This window comes from Mesorhizobium sp. IMUNJ 23232 (assembly GCF_044326205.1).
Classification (GTDB): Bacteria; Pseudomonadota; Alphaproteobacteria; order Rhizobiales; family Rhizobiaceae; genus Kumtagia.
In genome coordinates this window covers 226,719-247,877 of the sequence record NZ_JBIRCY010000001.1, presented here as the reverse complement: position 1 = coordinate 247,877, position 21,159 = coordinate 226,719, and the positions used below count along the sequence as shown (strand labels likewise).

Sequence of the window (21,159 nt, the reverse complement as noted above, 5' to 3'; positions counted from 1 at the left end):
GCGGACGGGGCGTGAGCCAGCCTGCCCGCCTGATCTCGGCCGAAAAGCGCGGCGAGGACGCCGAGGCGACCTTGCGCCCGCAGACGCTGGACGAATTCGTCGGCCAGGCCGCGGCGCGCGCCAATCTCAAAGTGTTCATCGAGGCGGCGAAGGCGCGCGGCGAGGCGCTGGACCACGTGCTGTTCGTCGGCCCGCCCGGATTGGGCAAGACGACGCTGGCGCAGATCATGGCGCGCGAGCTCGGCGTCAATTTCCGCTCGACCTCCGGCCCGGTCATCGCCAAGGCGGGCGACCTCGCAGCACTGCTGACCAATCTCGAGGACCGCGACGTGCTGTTCATCGACGAGATCCACCGGCTGAATCCGGCGGTGGAGGAAATTCTTTATCCGGCCATGGAGGATTTCCAGCTCGACCTGATCATCGGCGAGGGGCCGGCGGCGCGCTCGGTCAAGATCGAGCTGGCGCGCTTCACGCTGGTCGCTGCCACCACGCGGCTGGGGCTGCTGACCAACCCGCTGCGCGACCGGTTTGGCATTCCGGTGCGGCTCAATTTCTATTCGGTCGAGGAACTGGAGCAGATCGTGCGGCGCGGCGCGCGCATCCTGCAGATGCCGATCGCCGACGATGGGGCGCTGGAGGTCGCCAAGCGGGCGCGGGGCACGCCGCGCATCGCCGGCCGCCTGCTGCGCCGGGTGCGCGATTTCGCCAGCGTCGACGGCGTCGAGAGCGTGTCGCGAAAAGTGGCCGACGAGGCGTTGCTGCGGCTCGATGTCGACGCGCTGGGGCTGGACCAGCTCGACCGGCGGTATCTGACGATGATCGCCGGCAATTTCGGAGGCGGCCCGGTCGGGATCGAGACGATTTCAGCGGGCCTGTCGGAGCCGCGCGACGCCATCGAGGACATCATCGAGCCCTATCTGATCCAGCAGGGTTTCATCCAGCGCACGCCGCGCGGCCGCGTGCTGACGGCCAACGCCTGGAAACATCTGGGGCTGGAGCCGCCGCGCAATCTGGCGGCGATCCAGGCCAGTTTGTTCGAGGATGATGCTTGAACGGGTTCTGCCGGCATCGCCAGTGGGCAACGGCATTTTTTCGATAGCACCTATTGCCGCCTCACCGCGAAAAAATCCGCGCTGGCCGTCGATGCTTCGCTCGTCATGTCCGACCGGCGGCGCCGTCATGACGTATCGGCGCGCGGCTGATCCAGAGCGTCCAGGGCCAGCGCATGGGCATGCGCCAGAATCTCGTCGATCTCGCGGATGCCGCGGCGGTGCGTCGCGGTGGGATCGTAGGGCGACAGCCGACCGCCGGGCGGACGTCCGAGCCACAGCGGCCGGGTCCGCTGGAAACGGATGGTGCCGCGCGCCGTCCTGCCGCGCACCACTACGCCGCTGCCGATCTGCCGCATCTCCGCGACCGCCGCGTCGCAGCGCGCCTTCCAGCGGGCGAACCGTCTTGCCTGTCTTGGCAGGTCGTCAAGCGCCGCACCCAGTGCCTGGAGCCGCAAGCCGAGCCGCGCCGCATCGATCGGGTCGTTCGGCAATGTCGGCGACGGAGGCGGAGGCAGCGCCGCCCGCTCGCTGAAGCCGGGAACCGAGATGCGCGGCACGCCCTGCGCCGGCACATATTTGCGGCGGAGGCGGAACGGATATTTTTGGGGATCGAACAGCGGCAGACTGATTGTGCGCGGCCTGGCAGCGCGCCGTTCGGCGGCTTTACGCTCGGCTTCGTAGCGGGCAAAGTCCTGCTTCGACAAATTGACGGCGAGGCCGAGGCGGCGCATGGCGGCCACCGTGTCGGAAATTTTTGGCTTGGGCTTTCGCGGGCGCAGCGGCGGAAGGTCGACCACCAGGCCGCGCGCTGTCGCGATGATCAGCCGCCGTGCGGCGGATTCGGCCGGGCGCAGCAGCCGCAGGATGGCGCGGTAGAGGTGGCGGGGAAGCGTTGTTCCGCTGCCCATAGCGGTCATGCCGACGAGCATGGCGAGGATGCGCTTCAGCGCCTCCAGGTTCCGCTCGATTGCCGCACTGCCGTCCATCAAGTCCACCGTTGCCTCCTTCCGTTCCCGCCAAGGAACTGGCGGCAAGTATGGAGCAGGTTTTGGGGAGGGGGATGAAAATATTGTTCAGTGGCGTTTTGCGTGTCGGGCGAGAGAAGGCAAAACAAGCAAAAACAATAACTTGCCAGCCTTGGCGATCTGACGACCAAGAAAATTTTTCGATTTGGGGGTGATTTTCATCCCCGTTTTGGCGCTGGAATCCGGGGTCGGTTCATTCAATTCCGTGTCAAACCCTCATGGACCGGTCAAGCATTGCCACGGACTTTCCGCCACCCTCCCATCGTCTCATCAAAATCTGCTGACCATCGGCCAAATACCTCCACTTTCGTCCGGCTTCTTGCCGACGCCAGCAGGTTTGCCGGCGGATGGAGAGGCGATACCATGATAACCAGACGCGGCTTTCTGAAACTTTTCGGCGGGTCGCTACTGGCGACGCTGGCGCTCGGCGGATACGCCTTCGGCGTCGAACCGCAGTTGCTGACGCGGGTGAAGCGCTACGCGCTGGAGCCGCCGGGCTGGCCGGGCGATCTGAAACTGCGCGTTGTGGCGCTGGCCGACATCCATGCCTGCCGGCCCTGGATGCCGCCGGAGCGCATCGAAAAACTGGTGGAGCGCGCCAATGCGCTGGAGCCGGATGTGATCGTGCTGCTCGGCGACTACGTCAGCGGCATGTCGTCGGCCGTCGACTGGGTGAATGCGGACGAATGGGCGCCGGTGCTGGGCGGGCTGACGGCGCCGCTCGGCGTTCACGCGGTGCTCGGCAACCACGACTGGTGGGAGGATATCGCCGCGCAGAAGGCCGGGCAGGGCCCGGTCATCGCCCGCCGGGCGCTGGAGAAAGCGGGAGTGCCGGTGCTGGAAAACGATGCGGTGCGGCTGGAGAAGGACGGAAAGCCGTTCTGGATCGCCGGTCTCGGCGACCAGTTGGCGCTGCGCCCCGGCAAGCGCTGGGGGCGCAAGGGATTTCACGGCGTGGACGATCTCGATGCCATGCTGGCAAAGATCACCGACCATGCGCCGGCGATCCTGCTGGCGCATGAGCCGGATGTTTTCCCAAAAGTCCGGCAGCGGATTTCGCTGACGCTGTCGGGGCATACACATGGCGGGCAGGTGAGATTGTTCGGCTATGCGCCGGTGGTGCCGTCGCGTTTCGGCAACCGCTACGCCTACGGCCATATCGAGGAGGACGGCCGGCATCTGATCGTCTCGGGCGGGCTGGGATGCAGCATCCTGCCTGTCAGGTTCGGCATGCCCCCGGAAATCGTGCAGATCGATCTTGGCGACCCAGGTCCCGCTGACACCTCATGAGCCAGAAATTCCCGCCGGCTTCAGCGTAGCCCCTTCACCATGTCCAGCACGTTGGGCTCCGCCTTCTTGCCGCCGAACTCCTCGACCACGCCGAACGCCCCGCCATAGCTCCAGATCGACCAGGCAAAGCCATGCTTCTCCGCATGGGCGATCATGTCGCGGTAATAGGCGGCGCGCTGGTCGGCGGGTGCGATGTAGGACTTGTTGTATTCCTGCCGGATCATGCCGAACTCGCCGAACAGGATGTCTTCCGGCCCGATGCCGTTCTTCTTCGCCCAGGCCGCGACGGTGGCGAAGGGTTTTTCCATCGCAGCATTGAGCTTTTCCCTGGTGTCGATCTCGCCCATCAACTCGTCGAGATAGGACTTTTCGCCGGCGCGTTTCGACCAGGGCGCCTCGGCGTCGATGGTCGCCTTGACCCTGGCGATCGCCGCGTCGAGCGTTTCGCGCGGCACGCTATCTGGCGGGTAGGGGATGCCGGAGACGTAGCTGATGAAGTCGCCGGTCCAGGTCGCCCCCTGGTGCGTCAGGATGAACGGATCATAGGCGTGAAAACCCCACATCAGATTGTCGTCGGGAAACGCCTTCGGGTCGAGCGCGGCGAGGCCTTCGGCGCTGCTCCAGCAGGCGCCGGTGAGCACCAGCGTCAACCGCGTCGCTGAGGCCCGCGCCGCCGCGAACAGCCGGTGCAGCCTGTCGGCCCATGCCTTGGCCTCCGCGCCTTCGCAGCCCAGCGTCGGCTCGTTCATCAATTCAAGCGCCACCATGGACGGGTCTTCCGTGGCGAGCGTGCGGGCCATGCGGCGCAGCAGTTCGACGTAACTGTCGAACATCGCGTCATCGGCCAGCACCTCCTTGGTGCCGATGCTGCGGTTGCCGCCGGCCGGCACGATGTGCATGTCGACCACCACCTTCAGTCCGGCGGCGTTGACCAGGCGCGCCGAGTCGCGAACCGAGAGCAGCAGGTCTTCGGTCAAATCGGCGGAGCGCTCGGACAGGAACGGCACGGGATCGACCGGCATGCGCACGAAGTCGAAACCGTCGGCCTTCAGCGCCTCGAGATCGGCGGCTTTCAGGAATTTCCGCCATTCGGGAAAGGGCAGGAGGACGCCGGGATCGCCCCATTTTTCTTCCGGCGGCCAGGTGGTCCAGATGTCGAGATTGATGCCGCGCTTGGCCGAAAAGCTGGCGGCGGCGGCCGGAAACGCCAGACAGGCGGCGAGCGTGGCCGCCGCCAGGCAGGCCTTGAATATCCCAAGCATAGATGTCATCCGGTTGGCCGCCGCGATAGGTGTCAGCAAGGCGGGCAAAAGGAAAGAGCGATGGGCGATCATGGTGAAGAATCCGCCCTCACCGCCGGGCTGACCGGCATACTCACGGGAACAGGCCACCGGCTGGCGGCGCGCGTCTATTATGCGGACACCGATTTTTCCGGCGTGGTCTACCATGCCCGCTACCTGGAATTCCTGGAACGCGGCCGCTCGGACTTTTTGCGCATGGCGGGCGTGCACCATACGGAACTGGCCGATGGAAAGCATGGCGAGCGCATAAGTTGGGTGGTGCGGCGCATGGAGATCGATTTCGCCGCGCCAGCCCGCATCGACGACATTTTGACCATCGACACCGGCACGGAAGATATTTCGGGCGCCCGCATCTTCATGGCGCAGACCCTTTCGCGCGGCGGCGAGGTACTGGTGAAGGCGCGGGTCGAGGCGGCGATCGTCGGCGAGAACGGGCGGCCGAGGCGTTTCCCGAAGGAGTGGCTGCCGGCCTTCATGCCGAAGGGCTGAGTCCCCGAATTGCTGAAAACCTCACCGTTTCCAGCGATCCATCTCCCGTTTGTCGAATGTGGACTTTCGGACGTTGTTCCAGGTTACTCCGCGCTTGACGATCTTGGCAGGCGCACCTGCCAGGATCACGCCCTGCTCCTCGAATTGGCCATTCATGAAGGCCATAGCCGCCACGACGCTGTCGGACGGAACAATTGCACCTTTGTTGACCATCGCCCGCGTGCCAACCCAGACATGGTCGCCGATCTGAACCGAAGCCGGTGAATTCACCCGCTTGCCGGTCTTGGGGTCGATTATCGAATGCGCGTCCGAAGTTCGGATCTCAATCTCGCGGGACAACATGCACCATTTCCCGATATGGACGTCGCAATCTTCGACACAGACAATATGGACGTCCTGGGCGGTGGATTGATCGCCGAATACGACGGTCTGGCCGCTTCCCTTCAGGGTGATCCTGCCGTTGAAAAAACAATTATTGCCGATGAGCACTTTGTTGTTGTCGCCCATGAATTTGATGCTGCCGTGAAAACGCGCGCCCTTTCCGATCTCCACCAAATTGCCATTGCCGGTGGTGACGAATGCCCGGCCTCGCAGGGATCTAGCCTCGCCGGCGACAAGACGGCCCCTTGAGCCCATCCGGTTGAACAGCGGCCACGACAGGGTACGGTTCAGCGCCTCAAGAATCGCGCGAAGTTTCTTGGTCATCATGGTTTGCATATACTGCAACCCCGACAGGCGCGGGCAGCACCTGCCCAGATTTTTTCGATGCGGCCTGACGCTGGGTGCCTCGCGGTTGCACGTCCATCATGTCGCGCGGATCGTGCTGAGTTGAGCGCGCCCGATCCTAACCTCTCGTTAACCCTAACGGTCCATGAAGGATTTGGTGAAAACCGATGGTGCCTCGCCACGCCTTCGTTTCACCAAACTTTGCCCCGAAAAGGCCGCATCGGCACATTTCAGGGCGGGCGCGCCTATCGCGCCGCGACACGAAACGGAATGCTGCCAAGGGGCTGGCCGGGGGCTGTCGCCCGGATATCTTTTAAGGACTGTCTGACGATGGAAAACCTACCTCTCGCCGAGCCGGGCGTGCAGTTGTCAGTTTGGGCGCTCTTCCTGCAGGCCGGCTGGGTGGTGAAGCTGGTGATGCTCGGCCTGCTTGCCGCCTCGATCTGGACCTGGGCGATCGTGGTCGACAAGATCCTCGCCTATGGGCGCATGCGCCGCTCACTCAGCCGCTTCGAGCAGGTGTTCTGGTCGGGGCAGTCGCTGGACGATCTTTACCGCACCCTGTCGGAACGCAAGCCGACCGGCATGGGCTCGATCTTTGTCGCGGCGATGCGCGAATGGAAGAAGAGTTTCGAGAAGGGCGCAAAATCGCCGATCGGGCTGCAGAACCGCATCGACAAGGCGATGGACCTCGCGCTGACCCGCGAGATGGAGCGGCTGGAGGGCCGCCTCGGCTTCCTCGCCACGATCGGTTCGGCAGCGCCGTTCATCGGCCTCTTCGGAACCGTGGTCGGCATCATGACCTCGTTCCAGGCTATCGCCGGCTCGAAGTCGACCAATCTCGCGGTGGTGGCGCCCGGCATCGCCGAGGCGCTGCTTGCCACGGCGATCGGCCTGCTCGCTGCCATTCCCGCCGTCATCGCCTACAACAAGCTGTCGTCGGACGCCGGTAAGCTGGCGGTGCGCATGGAGGGATTTGCCGACGAGTTCTCGGCCATACTCTCGCGCCAGATCGATGAAAAGATACCGCAGCAGCGGGCTGCGTGAGGATTAGACGATGGGAATGTCGGTAGGCGCGGCACGGGCTGGACGGGGCGGGCGCGGCCACAGGCGGCGCGGACGCCATCACGGCCTGATGTCGGAAATCAACGTCACGCCCTTCGTTGACGTGATGCTGGTGCTGCTCATCATCTTCATGGTGGCGGCGCCGCTGCTCACCGTCGGCGTGCCGATCGACCTGCCGGAGACGCAGGCCAAGGCGCTGAACGCCGAGACGCAGCCGATCACCATTTCGGTGAACCAGTCCGGCCAGATCCATCTCCAGGAAACGGAGATCCCGATGGAGGAGGTGGTGCCGAAGCTGCAGGCGATCGCCAAGACGGGTTACGAGGAACGCATCTTCATCCGCGGCGACAAGATGGCCGACTACGGCACGGTGATGAAGGTCATGGCGGTTATCAGCTCTGCGGGCTTCAAGAACATCGGTCTGGTCAGCCTGCCGGAACAGGGCACCTGAGTCTGGAATGAAGGCCGGCCTTACAACCTCGATTGTCCTGCACGCGGCGCTGCTGACGTTCGGTCTGTTCACACTGTCGGCGCCCGCGCCGCTCAAGGTCGCCGACGTCGAGGCGCTGCCGGTCGACATCGTACCGCTTTCGGAAGTGACGCAAAGCCAGCAGGGCGACGAGAAGGCGCCGATGGCTGAAAAGGCCGCGCCGACGCCGAGCACGCGTCCCGATGTCGTGGCCGACGCCCAGAAGGTCGGCGACAACGACATCGATACCGACAATCCGCCGACGCCCGACGGCAAACCGACGCCTGTGAAAACCGCAGAAGCGGCCAAGCCGGCGCCAAAACCGGTGGCAAAACCCAAGCCGGAAGAGACCCCGAAGCCGAAGGAGGAGCCGAAGCCGGTTCCTGCCACGGAGGTCGCTCCGGTGCCGGCGCCGAAGCAGGACGTAAAGCCGGAGCCGGTGAAGGAACCCGAGCCGAAGCCGGAACCGGTCAAGCAGCCGGAACCCGAGCCGGTCAAGCAGCCGGAGCCCAAGCCAGAACCGGTGCCCGTGAAACAGCCGGAACCCAAGCCAGCTGAACAGCCGGAGCAGAAGGTCGCGGCGATCGAGCCAGCCAAGCCCGACGCCATCGCCGAAGCGATCGCTGAGCAACCTGCGCCCGCCGAGGACAGCGTGCAACTGCCCAATTCCGCGCCGGCGCCGCAGGCACGTCCGCGCCCGGCTGAGGCACAGACCCCTAAGGCGCCCGACCGCAAAACATCAGAGAAGCCGGTGCAGGAGGCCGCGGCCAGGCCGCAGTCCGATGAAACCGGGCTTGAAGACAAGATCAATGAACTGCTCAACGAGCAGAAAAACAAGGGGGGCGGCGCCAAGCGTTCTGCCGCGCCATCAGCTTTGGGCGGCAAGAAGACGACCGGCGGGAAGCTTTCGAATAGCGAGGAAGCCGCGTTGAAGGAGCAACTCAGCGGCTGCTGGGCATTGCCGATCGGTATGGAGGACGGCGCCGGCCTTCGCGCGACGATCCGCTCCAAGTTGACGCCCGACGGAAAGCTGGACGGCAGGCCCGTCGTCGAAAAATCGAGCGGCAACCGCGCCTTCGACGAAAGCGCCATCCGCGCGATGATGAAATGCGACCGGGACGGGCTCAATGTTCCTCCCGGAAAGGCGGACCTTTGGGCTGATCTGGTGGTCAATTTCGACCCCAGCGAAATGCTCTCCCTATGAACCGAAGAGGCAAAGAGCCGATGATGAAACTTGTAAAGGCGGTCCTTGTCGGCAGCGCATTGTTCTATTGCGCGGTGGCCGCCCTGGCGCCGGCGCGGGCCGAGGTCGTGATCGACGTCAACAAGGGTGTGGTCGAGCCGTTGCCGATTGCCATCACCGATTTCCTGTCGGGCGATGGAACCGGATCGGAAATCTCGCAGATCGTCGCCGCCGACCTGCAGCGCTCCGGACTGTTTGCGCCGATCGACAAGGGCGCCTTCATCGAAAAGATCTCCAACCCGGACGCCGCCCCTCGCTTCGAGGACTGGAAGGTCATCAACGCCCAGGCGCTGGTGACCGGCCGTGTCAGCGAGGAGGCCGACGGCCGCCTGAAGGCAGAATTCCGACTGTGGGACACTTTTGCCGGCCAGCAACTCATCGGCGAACAGTTCTTTTCGTCGAAGGCCAATATGCGCCGCGTCGCCCACATCATCGCCGATGCGATCTATGAGCGGCTGACCGGCGAAAAAGGCTATTTCGATACGCGCGTCGTGTTCATCGACGAATCGGGCTCCAAGAACGACCGCAAGAAGCGGCTCGCCATCATGGACCAGGACGGCGCCAATGTGCGCTACCTCTCCGACGGCCGTTCCATAGCGCTGACGCCGCGCTTTTCGCCGACGCGGCAGGAAATCACCTACATGTCCTATGAGAGCGGCCAGCCGCGCGTCTATCTCCTGCAGATCGAGACCGGGCAGCGCGAACTCGTCGGCAATTTTCCGGGCATGACCTTTGCGCCGCGCTTCTCGTCGGACGGGCAGAAGGTGATCATGAGCCTGCTGCGCGACGACGGCAATTCCAACATCTACGCCATGGATTTGCGCAGCCGCACGACGACGCGGCTGACCAACTCCAACTCGATCGACACCTCGCCCTCCTATTCGCCGGACGGCTCGCAGATCGTCTTCACCTCGGACCGCGGCGGACAGCCGCAGATCTATGTGATGGGCGCCGACGGCTCGGGCCAGACGCGCGTCTCCTTCGGCGGCGGCTCCTATTCGACGCCGGTGTGGTCGCCGCGCGGCGACCTGATCGCCTTCACCAAGCAGACCGGAGGTGAGTTCCAAATCGGCGTGATGCGCACCGACGGCTCGGGCGAGCGCATCCTGTCCAGTGGCTTCCAGCAGGAGGGGCCGACCTGGGCGCCGAACGGCCGCTACATCATGTTCTTCAAGGAAGCGGCCGGCTCCGGCGGGCCGCGGCTGTTCTCGATCGATCTCACCGGCCGCAACGAGCAGGCGATCCCGACCAAGAATTATGCATCCGATCCGGCCTGGTCGCCACTGCTGGAATAGGCTGTCGAACACGGCCTGCATTTGGTCTCGACGCGGCGAAGTTTCATGACCTCGCCGCGTTTTCGTCGCATTTCCGCCCAGCGTGCGGGCGACTTGTGACGGGGAACGGCAAGCCGAGGACGGCGGCGTGCAAGAGAGCGTTAACCATGTCCCTTGAGCGACGGTTAACCCAAACGTGGTTACTCAACGCTCAATGATTTCACTCGAATGTTAAGGAGAGGCGGGATGCTCCGCATCGCAAAGCTCACCACGAACCCTGTCATGATCGCGCTGGTCGCGACGCTCGCCATCGCCGGCTGCGCCTCCAAGAAGACGCCGAACAGTGCGGCCGAACTCGGCCTTGGCGCGGGCGCGGCGACGCCCGGCTCGGCGCAGGATTTCACCGTCAATGTCGGCGACCGCATCTTCTTCGACACCGATTCGTCCGCCATCCGCGCCGACGCGCAACAGACCCTGGCTAAGCAGGCGCAGTGGCTGAACAAGTACCGTAACTACGCGATCGTCGTCGAAGGCCATGCCGACGAGCGCGGCACGCGCGAATACAACCTGGCGCTGGGCGCCCGCCGCGCCGCCGCGACGCGCGATTACCTGATCTCCAGGGGCGTTGCCGGCGGCCGCCTGAAGACGATCTCCTACGGCAAGGAACGCCCGGTCGCGGTCTGCGACGACATTTCCTGCTGGTCGCAGAACCGCCGCGCCGTGACGACGCTGAGCGGAGCGGGAAGCTAATCGCCCTTCGAATCATGCTCGGCGAGCATGCAGCGGCGGCCTCCGGGCCGCCGTTTGCGCTTATGCAACAGTGTGGTATGAAAGCCACATGAGCGACGAACCCGACAATCTCATCCTGCGTCTGCTCCGCGACATGCGTGCGGAAATCGGCGACATGCGTTCAGAGATGGGTGACATGCGCGCCGTGATGGCGACAAAACAGGACTTGGCGGAACTCGGGGCGGACCTGCGATCGGAAATGCATTCGCTGCGCGCCGACGTCGCCTCCGACATCGCCACTTTGCAGGCCGAAGACAAGAAGACGCGCAAGGAACTGGGCGACCAGATCGTCGGGCTGCGCCGCGCGGTGATGGAATATCATAGCTCGGTGATCGGCCATGGCGTGCTGATCAGCGAACTCGAAGCGCGCATGCGGCGGGTCGAGCAGCACCTCGACCTGCCGGCCATCGACGCGCATTGAGCCCGGTCTGGAGCGGGTTCATCAAGTCGTGAAGCGCGAAACAAAATTTGGCCGAAGTCTCGCGGCCTGATAAAAGGCCGATGCGTGCCGCATCGGAAACGTTTTGCGTCGTTCCTGCGGTCCGCTGAACCCGCAGCCTTTATCAGCCATGAGACGCCCATGTATTTTCGATCGATCCTGAGCGGCACGCTTGCCGCGATGCTCCTTTCGGTTGCCGCCGTCGAGGCGCGCGACGTCGCCGCTGCCGATCACGGCGTTGCCGTGCAGCGCCCGGCCGCCGGGCTGCCCGGTGTCTTCGATGCCTTTCCGGCCGATGGCAGCTACCAGATGGCGCAGGCCTCCGACCCGCGCGTGGTGGCCCTAGAAGAGCAGATCCGCTCGCTGAACGGCACGATGGAGGAGCTGAACTTCCAGATCCTGCAGTTGCAGGAGCAGATCCGGAAGATGCAGGAAGACAACGAGTTCCGCTTCCAGGAACTCGAGAAGAAGTCGGATGCCTCCGGCAAGTCGAACCGCGCGGTCGCCGGCAATACGCCGGCGGCGGAGGACAAACCCGCGGAGGACAGCGTCGCCGGCGTCATCGAAAACGACACGACCAACGCCACCGATCCCAATCTCGGCGCGCCGCAAAAGACCTTCGGGACGATTACCGTCGACAAGAACGGCAATGTGCGCTCCGTCGAACCTGCGCCGGCGGACACTGCGGCACCCGCCGCGGGCAATGATGCGCCCGCTGCCAAGCAGGGCGGCGGGTCGATCGTGGCGGCGCTGCCGCCGACCGACGATCCGGAGGAACTCTACCGGAATTCCTACCAGTTCATCCTGTCCGGCGACTATTCGACCGCCGAGACCGGCTTTCGCGATCATATCGAGCGCTTCCCGCAGAACGAGCGCACCGCCGATGCGCATTTCTGGCTGGGCGAGTCGCTGCTCGGCCAGAAGAAGTACCGCGACGCGGCCGAAACTTTCCTGGCTGCGAGCAAGGCCTATCCCAAGTCAAAGAAGGCCCCCGACATGCTGCTGAAGCTCGGCATCTCGCTTGTCGGCCTGAACCAGCGCGAAGTCGCCTGCGCCACCTTCAGCGAGGTCGGAAAGCGTTATCCCAACATCTCCTCGGCGCTCAAGGAGCGCGTGAAACAGGAACAGGCGCTCGCTGCGTGCTAGAGCAGTTTGCATTCAGGTCGACCCATTCTGCCGGGCCGGTTTGGTCCAAATCCTTCTGGCTTCGTCTTGTCCGGGCCGCCAGCCCGACCTGCGACGAAGCCCTCGACCTTGGCCCAAACCATCGCCGGCATAATGAATCGACTTGAATGCAAACTGCTCTAAGCCCGCCGGGCGAACCGTTCGAAGCAATTTCCAGATGCGGATTTGAAAACCGTTCCGCTGTCATTGCCGCGGTTTCCGGCGGCAGCGATTCAACGGCGCTGCTCTTGCTGCTCAAGAGTTTTATGGACATTGCCGCCATTCCCGTGCGTCTTGTCGCTGTGACCGTCGATCACCGGTTGCGGCCGGAAGCCGCTGATGAAGCATTGGCCGTTGGGAAACTGGCTGCACGGCTGGGTGTCGAGCACCGCACCTTGCGCTGGGTCGGACCGAAGCCTGCGACCGGCATCGCATCCGCGGCGCGCGAGGCGCGCTATCGCCTCCTTGCAACGGCCGCCGAGGATGCCGGCACCGACATGGTCCTCACCGCCCATACCGCTGATGACCAGGCGGAGACGGTGTTCATGCGCCGGCAGCGTGGCGACGGCATGGGTCTTGCGGGCATGGCGCCGGTGACGCTGTTCGACGGAAAGGTTTGGATCGCACGGCCAATTCTGAACACACGCCGCGAGACGTTGCGCGACTTTTTGCGGGAGAATTCCATCGGTTGGATCGACGATCCGAGCAATGTCGACCTGCGGTCCGAGCGGGTCCGAATCCGGTTGGAACTGACCGGCTGGCAGGGAGCGGGTTCGAGCATCGAAGCGCTTCTTCACGTCGCCCGCGAAAATGCGGCGCTGCGCGAAAAACTCGGCTGCCGTGCCGCGGCCCTGATCTCCCGCTTCGCCAGAGAGGCCGAACCGGGCTTACTCCATCTCGATCCTTGCTTTCTGCGCCACGATGATGAGGAGGCGGCCATTCATGCGCTGCGCGTCCTGTTGGCCGTTGCCGGCGGCATGCCGCATCTGTCAGATTTACAACGAACCGCCGCTTTGGCCGCCCGCATCTCCGAGCCGCCGCATCGCGCTACTTTGTCGCGGACGCTCGTCGCCTCCCGGCGCGACGGTGTCTGGTTCTGCCGCGAAGGGCGCGCACTGCCTGAACCCGGGCCGGCGTGCGAGGGCATGATCTGGGACGGGCGATTTCGCATTTCGGCGGTCGGATCGCCGGACGAGGCGTCGGTTGCACCGGCCGGCGGCACTTCACTAGGCAAGATCGAGGAGCGTCACGGCGCGCCTAAAAGCCTGATCCGCCTTGCGAGAGCATCCCAGCCTGTATTTTTGCATGATGGCGAGAATTCCGCGGAGATGCGTAGTTTAACTGCCGATCTCACAAGTCGCTGGAACGCTACGCCTGTCCCATCGCTCCATGCGCGGTTCCTTCCCTCCTTCGACATCGATCTTGCTCGCGCCATTTCGGCCCTCATAGGCGCGCCGCCAATTCCTGACCCGCCATGCGCTGGTCACAATGTCGGGCGAGCTTAACCGCTTGGAGGGGTTTTGCTTGGCAATATGGCCCGCTCTCCCTATGTTACGAGGGACCTCATATCACTCTGGACGCATGCCCACGGTCGGGCGTGAACGGGACGCTTGATGAATCCGAATTATCGCAACCTCGCGCTGTGGGCGATCATCGCCGTACTGCTTATCGCGCTGTTCAATCTCTTCCAGACCGGGCCGGCAGCGCGCGGGGCTACTTCCGAAGTGGCCTATTCGGATTTCCTGAAAGATCTCTCGTCGGGCCGCATCAAGACCGTCACCATCGTCGGCGACCGCATCACCGGCTCCTATTCCGACAATTCCGCCGGTTTCCAGACCTATTCGCCGGGCGACCCGACGCTGGTTTCGCGGCTTGAGGAGAAGGGCGTCACCATAACCGCCCGCCCCGAGACCGAAGGTTCGGGCGGCATTGTCAGCATGCTGATCTCGTGGCTGCCGATGATCCTCATCCTCGGCGTCTGGATCTTCTTCATGCGCCAGATGCAGTCCGGGTCGGGCCGCGCCATGGGCTTTGGCAAGTCGAAGGCAAAGCTGCTCACCGAGGCGCATGGCCGTGTCACCTTCCAGGACGTCGCCGGCGTCGACGAAGCCAAGCAGGATCTGGAGGAGATCGTCGAGTTTCTGCGCGATCCGCAAAAATTCCAGCGCCTGGGCGGCAAGATTCCGCGCGGCGTGTTGCTGGTCGGCCCTCCCGGCACCGGCAAAACGTTGCTCGCGCGCTCGGTCGCCGGCGAGGCCAACGTGCCGTTCTTCACCATTTCCGGTTCGGACTTTGTCGAGATGTTCGTCGGCGTCGGCGCCAGCCGCGTCCGCGATATGTTCGACCAGGCCAAGAAGAATGCGCCCTGCATCATATTCATCGACGAAATCGACGCGGTCGGCCGCCATCGCGGCGCCGGCCTCGGCGGCGGCAATGACGAGCGCGAGCAGACGCTGAACCAGTTGCTGGTCGAGATGGACGGCTTCGAATCCAACGAGTCGATCATCCTGATCGCCGCCACCAACCGTCCGGACGTGCTCGACCCGGCGCTGCTGCGTCCGGGCCGCTTCGACCGCCAGGTCGTGGTGCCGAACCCTGACATCATCGGCCGCGAGAAGATCCTCAAGGTCCACGTCCGCAACGTTCCCCTGGCACCGAATGTCGACCTCAAGACCGTGGCGCGCGGCACGCCCGGCTTCTCCGGCGCCGATCTGATGAACCTCGTCAACGAGGCGGCGCTGATGGCTGCGCGGCGCAACAAGCGCCTGGTCACTATGGCGGAGTTCGAAGACGCCAAGGACAAGATCATGATGGGCGCGGAGCGCCGCTCCTCGGCCATGACGCAGGAAGAGAAGACCAAGACCGCCTATCACGAGGCAGGCCACGCGATCTTGGCGCTCAACGTGCCGTCGGCCGATCCGCTGCACAAGGCGACCATCATTCCGCGCGGCCGGGCGCTGGGCATGGTGATGCAGTTGCCGGAAGGCGACCGCTATTCGGTCAGCTACAAATGGATGGTGTCGCGGCTTGCCATCATGATGGGCGGACGCGTAGCCGAGGAGATAAAGTTCGGCAAGGAGAACATCACCTCGGGTGCGTCCTCGGATATCAGCCAGGCGACAAAACTTGCCCGCTCGATGGTCACGCAATGGGGCTTTTCGGACAAGCTCGGCCGGGTTGCTTATGGCGACAACCAGGAAGAAGTGTTCCTCGGCCACTCCGTCGCGCGCACGCAGAACGTTTCGGAAGAGACCGCGCAGATCATCGATGCGGAAGTGCGCAGGCTGATCGACGAGGCCTATACCTTTGCCACGCAGGTCATCACCAAGCAGAAGAAGGCGTGGATCGCGATCGCCGAGGGTCTGCTCGAATACGAGACCCTGTCCGGCGACGAGATCAAGCAGTTGATCGCCGGGCAGAAGCCGTCGCGCGACCTTGGCGACGATACGCCGCCTTCGCGTGGCTCGGCCGTGCCGAAGGCCGGCGCCACCGGCGGCCGCCGCAAGAAGGGCGGCGAGGAATCCGAAGGCGGCATGGAACCCCAGCCGCAGGGGTGAGGAGCGGTCGGCCGAAGGCCGATCAATCGACAACGATTTGTCGATTGAAGCGACGAACGCCCGGAGCCGTAGCGGAGGGCAGGACCGGTTCGCGTAGCGAATTCGCCGTGCCGGTGGCACGGTGATTTTTCACGCCAGATGCAACCCGTCGGGGGGCCGGTCTTTCGAGGCAGTTTCGCTTCTTCCCGCATCGGGTCGTAAACGCATGTGGCGATCCGCATCCATCTTCCTGTCCAACGGACAGTGGCAGGCAACTTATCGTTGATTGTGTTTTGGCTCGGCGTCCGAGTCGATCAAATGGGTAGCCAACGAGATCGGAAGGCGCGCAGGCATAGCCGCCATAATCATCTCCGATGCCCGCTCACAGGAAAGACCTGCCGTAATCTTGCAGCCCCTGAAATAGGACCTGCCTGTAACGGTCGCCATCTCGGATGATGCCCGGACAATAGGGCCGGGGTTGCTACGCCGAACCGTTTGACCGGCTGCCGGGATTGCGGGACGTGCTCTGCGTGCTTGCGGCTGACATCCTTCCAATCATCGGCATCCGAACACGGTCCGCCGATGCCGGACCTGGACCGTCAGCCTTGCCCGCGTTCCAGATTCAATGTGTCCCGAATCTCTCGGTGCCCGTTCCCGTGCCACTCCAGCCCGGTTCCTCGCCGGTTGCGCCTTGAGCCGACAGCATCGTGCGGCGCGCGGATACTCGATCCGGGCGAAGTCTTGCCACTTGCAACCCTCAGCCGTGTCGATATCCCATATGGTGAACATCTTTCTCTCCTTCGTGATGGGAGAAGTCAGTAACTTCACGGGATAATCTTTCGAATCACGCTTTGCCTCTTGATCCGTGTCGCCATGATGTGGAATGCTCGATACGAGCAGTGATGCTTTCAGGGAAAGGGAGGAGCAATGAAAATCAACCGGAGGACCATGCTCGGCGGATCGATCGGCGCGCTGGCGGCCTTGCGCGGCATGCCTGCCATCGCCCAGAGTGGACCGCTTAGGATCGGCTGCATCACGACGCTGTCGGGTGCCGCGGGCATTCTCGGCAAGCCGCAACTGCTGGGCATGGAGATCGCCGCCAAAAAGCTCAATGCCCAGGGCGGCATACTGGGCCGGCAGATCGAGATCGTCGCGCGCGATGACCAGTCGACGCCCAACACGGCCGTCGCGGCTGTGCGCGAACTGGCCGGAGACGGCGTCAACATCTTTGCCGGCGTGCTGTCCAGCCCGGTGGCGCTCGCCATCAGCGGCATTGCCGAAGAGATGAACTGCTTCCTGCTAAATGCCGCTTCCCACGGCAACAACCTGACCCATCAGGATTTTCACAAGAACTATTTCCGGCTGACCGATTATTCGGCCATGCGCATCTCGGCTGTTGCCCGCCTCATGGCCGAAAGATATCCGCAAGTGACGAAATGGGGGGCGATCATCCCGGATGCCGAGATCGGCCGGTCGACCATCGCCACGTTTAAGGCACGGCTGCCGAAATACTATCGCGAGATCAACAAGACGGAGGTGACGATCGACGAGCCGGTCGTCGTCAAGTTCGGCGCCACCGACTTCCGCAATGCCATATCGACCCTGCTTAGCTCCGGCGTGGAAGGGGTTTTCGTCGGTGTCGGCGGCGGCGACGAGGTCGGCTTCGTGCAACAGGCGGGGCAGTTGGGCCTGGGCGCGCAAGCCAAGGTGTTCGTTACCTCCGGAAGCGATTTCCAGGTGGCGAAGGCGCTGGGTCGCCGCCTGCCGGAAAACTACTGGAGCGGCCACCACTGGTATTTCGGCGCCTATCCGGACAATCCGGTGGCGAAAGACGTTCTCCAGCAATATGTCGAGCAGACCGGCGACAAGTTCCCCGACGGCTTCGTCGGCATGGGCTATACAGCGATTGCCGCCGTCGCGGCCGCGGCTGCCAAGTCGAACGATTTGTCGACCGCCGCGCTGATCGGTGCGCTGGAGGGGCTGAGCTTCGATTCGGTGAAGGGCAAGCTGACGATCCGCGCCGAAGACCATCAGGCGATCACTGATGTGAACTATGTAAAACTCTCTCCGGACGACAGCGAGATGGGTTGGAAGGTGGCCGACTTCTACAAGGCGGACGGCACTGATTTGGTCGGCCCGGCCACGCCGGGCGTAGCGATCAAGTTCGACTAGCGCCCATCCTTCGAACGGGAAAGGCGTGCATTTGCGCACCCTTCCCGTTCCCGCAGAGGTAGCCGATCGTGCGCAGGAAGACGGAGTCCGGCTGGGTGTTGCCGCCGGAAATTGATCGAGTGGAGCATTATCTCGCCTCCGGCGAATGGACACGGGAAACAATGGCCGACGCCATGCGCCGGCGCGTCGCGGAGGCACCGGACCGGTTGATCGTCTCCGACAGCCAGGAAGGGCTGACGCGCATCGAGTTGCAGGAAAGGGCGATGAGGCTGGGCAGCGCGCTCTACCGGCGCGGCCTTCGGCCGGGCTCCGTGGTCGCGTTCCAGTTGCCGAACTGGACGGAAGCCTGCGTGATCAGCCTTGCCTGCGCGCTGTAGGGCTATGTGCTGACGCCGCTGCTGCTGATGTACCGCGAGCGCGAACTCGGCTTCATCCTGTCGCAAACCGGCTGCCAGATGCTGTTCCAGCCGGCCAGCTTTAACGGCTTCGACTATGCGGCGCTGCTGCAACGGGCGCTGAAAGAGACCGGCCAGACCATCGACGTCTATTCCGTGCGCGGCGGTTCGCAGGCCAGCACAACTTATGAAGACCTTCTCGCGGAGCCTTCCATCGTCGACATGCCGGCGGTCGATCCCGCCAGCGTCAAGGCAATTACCTTCACCTCGGGCACCACGGGAAGGCCGAAAGGCGTGCTGCACAGCCACTACACGGCGCATGCGACAGTTCTGAGGGCTGCCGCCTTCTGGGAGCTCGGCGAGGCCGACCGGCTGCTGGTCGCCTCTCCCGTCGGCCATATCGGCGGCTCGCTCTATGCCTTCGAGCTTCCCTTCTTCACCGGCTGCTCCGCCCGACTGCTGGAATCGTGGGACCCGGCCGTGGCGGTCGAACTGATCGACGGTGAAGGCCTGACATTCTGCGCCGGGGCGACGCCGTTCCTTCAGGGCCTGGTCGGCAGCGCGCAGGCTGCCGGTACGACCCTGCCTTCGCTCCGCCGCTTTGTCTGCGGCGGCGCCAGCGTGCCGCCGGCGCTGATCGCGCAAGCCGCCGACCGATTCCGCAACGCGGTCATCTCCCGCGCCTATGGCTCGTCCGAATCGCCGATCATCTGTCCCGGCGTGCGGACGCGCGAGGACAGAGGCTATGGCCAGACCACGGACGGCGAGATCGATGCGGAAGTGCGGATCGTCGACACGCATGGCAAAGATCTGCCGCAAGGCGCCGAGGGCGACATCATCGCCCGCTCGTGCAGCACGTTCGTTGGCTATCTCGAGACGGACGACGAGCGCGAGCAATTCACCGAAGATGGCTTCTTCCGCACCGGAGATATCGGGCGCGTCGTCGACGGGCGCTTCCTGGAGATCACGGGGCGGCGCAAGGAGCTGATCATCCGCATGGGCGAGAACATCAGCCCGCTCGAGGCCGAGAACGCATTGCTCGAATGCGAAGCGGTGAAACGGGTGGCGGTGGTCGGCGTTCCCAATGAGCGGACAGGCGAACGGGCGGTTGCCTTCGTCGAGCTCAAGGACGGGGCCGGTTTTACCTTCGCGGATATGCAGGGCTTCCTCGGCAGGATCGGCCTTGCCAAGCAGAAATGGCCGGAAGAGCTGCATATCCTAGAAAGGCTGCCGACCAACTCGATCGGCAAGGTGCAGAAATCCGAGCTGAAGCTGCTCGCCGGCAAATCTTCCATCACAGCGCCGCGGCCGGGAGGCGCCGCGCGATGACGACGCAACTGGCATTCGCCGCGTTCAACGGCCTTGTCCTCGGCATGGCCGTCTTTCTGGTCGCGGCCGGGCTGACGCTGGTCTTCGGCATCCTGCGCGTCTTCAATTTCGCGCATGGCAGCTTCTTCATGGTCGGCGCCTATATCGCCCATGCAGTGATGGGCCGCGAGCCGCGGTTCGTCTGGCAATATCTGGGCGCCGCCGTGGTCGCGGCAATCGTCATCGGCATCATCGGGCTCATCGTCGACCGCGTCGTGCTCAGGCGGCTGGCCGGGGTGGCGAACGACTATACGCTGATAGCGACATTCGCGATCCTGCTCCTGACCGAAGGGGCGGCCAAGCTGATCTTCGGGCAGGATTTCTACACCGTCTTCCCGCCGCCGGTGCTCGACCAGATCGTCAACATCGGCATACCGGTCACCTACTATTCGTTCTTCATCATCGCCTGCGGCATCATCGTCTTCGTGCTTCTGGAATGGGGCCTAAACCATCTCTGGTTCGGCAAGCTGGTGCAGGCGGTGGCGCGCGATCCCTGGATGGCCGACGTGATCGGATTGCGGGTCCAGCGCCTGAAGCTGATCAGCGCCGGCGCGAGCTTTGCGCTTGTCGGCCTGGCGGGCGCGCTGCTCGTCGCCAATCAGACGCTGTCGCTCAGCCTCGGGCAGTCCTATCTGCTGCTCGCCTTCAATTCCGTCATCATCGGCGGGCTGGGAAGCGTACGCGGCGCCTTCCTCGCCGCCCTCATCCTCGGTCTCTTCGAAAGCTTCAATTCGGTGCTGCTGCCGTCGATGCCGGGAGTTGTCGCCTATGTCGTCCTGATCCTGGTCATCCTGCTCAAGCCGCAGGGTCTCTTCCCGGAGCGCGCCTGATGAAGCTGACGGATCCGCGTCTGCTCTTCGGCCTTCTCTGCATCGTTGCCCTGGTAGCAGCGCCGATGTTCGCGAACCAGGGGCTGCTGTTCCTCATCGGCCTGACGATGGCCCAGGCCGTCTTCGCCCTGTCGTGGAACCTTTTGTTCCGCTACTCCGGCATCGCTTCGTTCGGGCATTCGATGTTTTACGGGATCGGCGCCTATACGATGGCGGCGATCATCGCGCATCATGTGCCGATCCCCTTCCTGGCATCGCTGGTGATCTCGATCGTTCTCGGCGGCGCCGTCGCCTTCGTTATCGGCCTGATCATCCTGCCCCGCACCAACGGCATCCAGCTTGCGATCCTGACGCTGGCGCTGTCGCAACTGGTCCTGCTGTTCGTCAGCTATTCCGACCTGCTGGGGCGCGACGAGGGGCTTTCCGGCCTGACCCGGCCGCGGATCGACATGGGGGCTTTCACCGTCGATCTGACGTCGCCCAACGCATACTACTATTTCATCCTGATCGTCTGCACGGCGGCGACGGCGGG

19 protein-coding genes and 2 pseudogenes are annotated in these 21,159 nt (G+C 63.9%); 17 read left to right on the top strand and 4 right to left on the bottom strand.

The genetic code is table 11. The annotated features are described in order from the left end of the window. Positions 1-11: 11 nt before the first annotated feature. Positions 12-1,052 (top strand): Holliday junction branch migration DNA helicase RuvB, encoded by a 1,041-nt coding sequence (gene ruvB, locus ACH196_RS01155; protein WP_396644183.1) that lies wholly within the window; start codon positions 12-14, stop codon positions 1,050-1,052. 125 nt (positions 1,053-1,177) lie between these two features. Here the strand turns inward: ruvB and ACH196_RS01150 are convergent, their stop codons facing one another. Next, a complete protein-coding gene (locus ACH196_RS01150) occupies positions 1,178-2,038 on the bottom strand; it encodes a hypothetical protein (RefSeq protein ID WP_396644438.1) in 861 nt (286 codons plus the stop codon). Between the two features lie 87 nt (positions 2,039-2,125). Beyond that, positions 2,126-2,278: a hypothetical protein gene (locus tag ACH196_RS01145; protein ID WP_396644182.1), complete on the bottom strand. Its 153-nt coding sequence runs from the start codon at positions 2,276-2,278 to the stop codon at positions 2,126-2,128. Positions 2,279-2,440: 162 nt separating this feature from the next. Here ACH196_RS01145 and ACH196_RS01140 point away from each other — a divergent pair, with 162 nt between their 5' ends. After that, positions 2,441-3,367: a metallophosphoesterase gene (locus ACH196_RS01140; protein ID WP_396644180.1), complete on the top strand. Its 927-nt coding sequence runs from the start codon at positions 2,441-2,443 to the stop codon at positions 3,365-3,367. A gap of 20 nt (positions 3,368-3,387) precedes the next feature. Here ACH196_RS01140 and ACH196_RS01135 read toward each other — a convergent pair whose 3' ends face one another. Continuing rightward, entirely contained in the window at positions 3,388-4,638 is a 1,251-nt protein-coding gene (locus tag ACH196_RS01135; RefSeq protein WP_396644179.1) for a glycoside hydrolase family 5 protein, read from the bottom strand. Between the two features lie 51 nt (positions 4,639-4,689). On the opposite strand from ACH196_RS01135, the gene ybgC reads away from it, so the two are divergent. After that, on the top strand, positions 4,690-5,157 hold the full coding sequence (gene ybgC, locus ACH196_RS01130; protein WP_396644178.1) for a tol-pal system-associated acyl-CoA thioesterase: 468 nt from the start codon (positions 4,690-4,692) through the stop codon (positions 5,155-5,157). A 21-nt stretch (positions 5,158-5,178) separates the two neighbouring features. On the opposite strand, the gene ACH196_RS01125 is transcribed toward ybgC, so the two are convergent. Continuing rightward, positions 5,179-5,862 carry an acyltransferase gene (locus tag ACH196_RS01125; RefSeq protein ID WP_396644177.1) on the bottom strand — a complete coding sequence of 228 codons (684 nt, stop codon included), beginning with the start codon at positions 5,860-5,862 and terminating at the stop codon, positions 5,179-5,181. Between the two features lie 351 nt (positions 5,863-6,213). Between ACH196_RS01125 and tolQ the strand changes: the two genes are divergently transcribed. The 14 genes and pseudogenes from tolQ to ACH196_RS01055 all read left to right on the top strand — a co-directional run. After that, entirely contained in the window at positions 6,214-6,930 is a 717-nt protein-coding gene (gene tolQ, locus ACH196_RS01120) for a protein TolQ (protein WP_396644176.1), read from the top strand. Between the two features lie 10 nt (positions 6,931-6,940). Then, on the top strand, positions 6,941-7,399 hold the full coding sequence (tolR, locus tag ACH196_RS01115; protein WP_396644174.1) for a protein TolR: 459 nt from the start codon (positions 6,941-6,943) through the stop codon (positions 7,397-7,399). A gap of 7 nt (positions 7,400-7,406) precedes the next feature. After that, a complete protein-coding gene (locus ACH196_RS01110) occupies positions 7,407-8,621 on the top strand; it encodes a TonB family protein (protein ID WP_396644172.1) in 1,215 nt (404 codons plus the stop codon). 23 nt (positions 8,622-8,644) lie between these two features. After that, positions 8,645-9,955, top strand: coding sequence for a Tol-Pal system beta propeller repeat protein TolB (gene tolB, locus ACH196_RS01105; protein WP_396644170.1), 1,311 nt, complete (start codon positions 8,645-8,647; stop codon positions 9,953-9,955). Between the two features lie 225 nt (positions 9,956-10,180). Beyond that, positions 10,181-10,684, top strand: a complete 504-nt coding sequence (pal, locus tag ACH196_RS01100; protein WP_396644168.1) for a peptidoglycan-associated lipoprotein Pal — start codon at positions 10,181-10,183, stop codon at positions 10,682-10,684. A gap of 88 nt (positions 10,685-10,772) precedes the next feature. Then, positions 10,773-11,144 carry a hypothetical protein gene (locus ACH196_RS01095; RefSeq protein ID WP_396644166.1) on the top strand — a complete coding sequence of 124 codons (372 nt, stop codon included), beginning with the start codon at positions 10,773-10,775 and terminating at the stop codon, positions 11,142-11,144. A gap of 159 nt (positions 11,145-11,303) precedes the next feature. Next, on the top strand, positions 11,304-12,308 hold the full coding sequence (gene ybgF / locus ACH196_RS01090) for a tol-pal system protein YbgF (RefSeq protein ID WP_396644164.1): 1,005 nt from the start codon (positions 11,304-11,306) through the stop codon (positions 12,306-12,308). Positions 12,309-12,454: 146 nt separating this feature from the next. After that, positions 12,455-13,831: a tRNA lysidine(34) synthetase TilS gene (tilS, locus tag ACH196_RS01085; RefSeq protein WP_396644163.1), complete on the top strand. Its 1,377-nt coding sequence runs from the start codon at positions 12,455-12,457 to the stop codon at positions 13,829-13,831. 108 nt (positions 13,832-13,939) lie between these two features. Beyond that, positions 13,940-15,883: an ATP-dependent zinc metalloprotease FtsH gene (gene ftsH / locus ACH196_RS01080; RefSeq protein ID WP_396644161.1), complete on the top strand. Its 1,944-nt coding sequence runs from the start codon at positions 13,940-13,942 to the stop codon at positions 15,881-15,883. 906 nt (positions 15,884-16,789) lie between these two features. Beyond that, on the top strand, positions 16,790-18,034 hold the full coding sequence (locus ACH196_RS01075) for an ABC transporter substrate-binding protein (RefSeq protein WP_396644159.1): 1,245 nt from the start codon (positions 16,790-16,792) through the stop codon (positions 18,032-18,034). Between the two features lie 161 nt (positions 18,035-18,195). Further along, positions 18,196-19,290, top strand: a pseudogene (locus tag ACH196_RS01070) (AMP-binding protein); the annotation flags it as partial. Between the two features lie 135 nt (positions 19,291-19,425). Continuing rightward, positions 19,426-19,758 (top strand): hypothetical protein, encoded by a 333-nt coding sequence (locus ACH196_RS01065; RefSeq protein ID WP_396644436.1) that lies wholly within the window; start codon positions 19,426-19,428, stop codon positions 19,756-19,758. Beyond that, a complete protein-coding gene (locus ACH196_RS01060; RefSeq protein WP_396644157.1) occupies positions 19,755-20,627 on the top strand; it encodes a branched-chain amino acid ABC transporter permease in 873 nt (290 codons plus the stop codon). The genes ACH196_RS01065 and ACH196_RS01060 overlap by 4 nt, the downstream gene beginning before the upstream one ends. After that, a pseudogene (locus tag ACH196_RS01055) lies at positions 20,627-21,118 on the top strand (branched-chain amino acid ABC transporter permease); the annotation flags it as partial. The gene ACH196_RS01060 and the pseudogene ACH196_RS01055, both read left to right, overlap by 1 nt. Between the last annotated feature and the right edge of the window lie 41 nt (positions 21,119-21,159).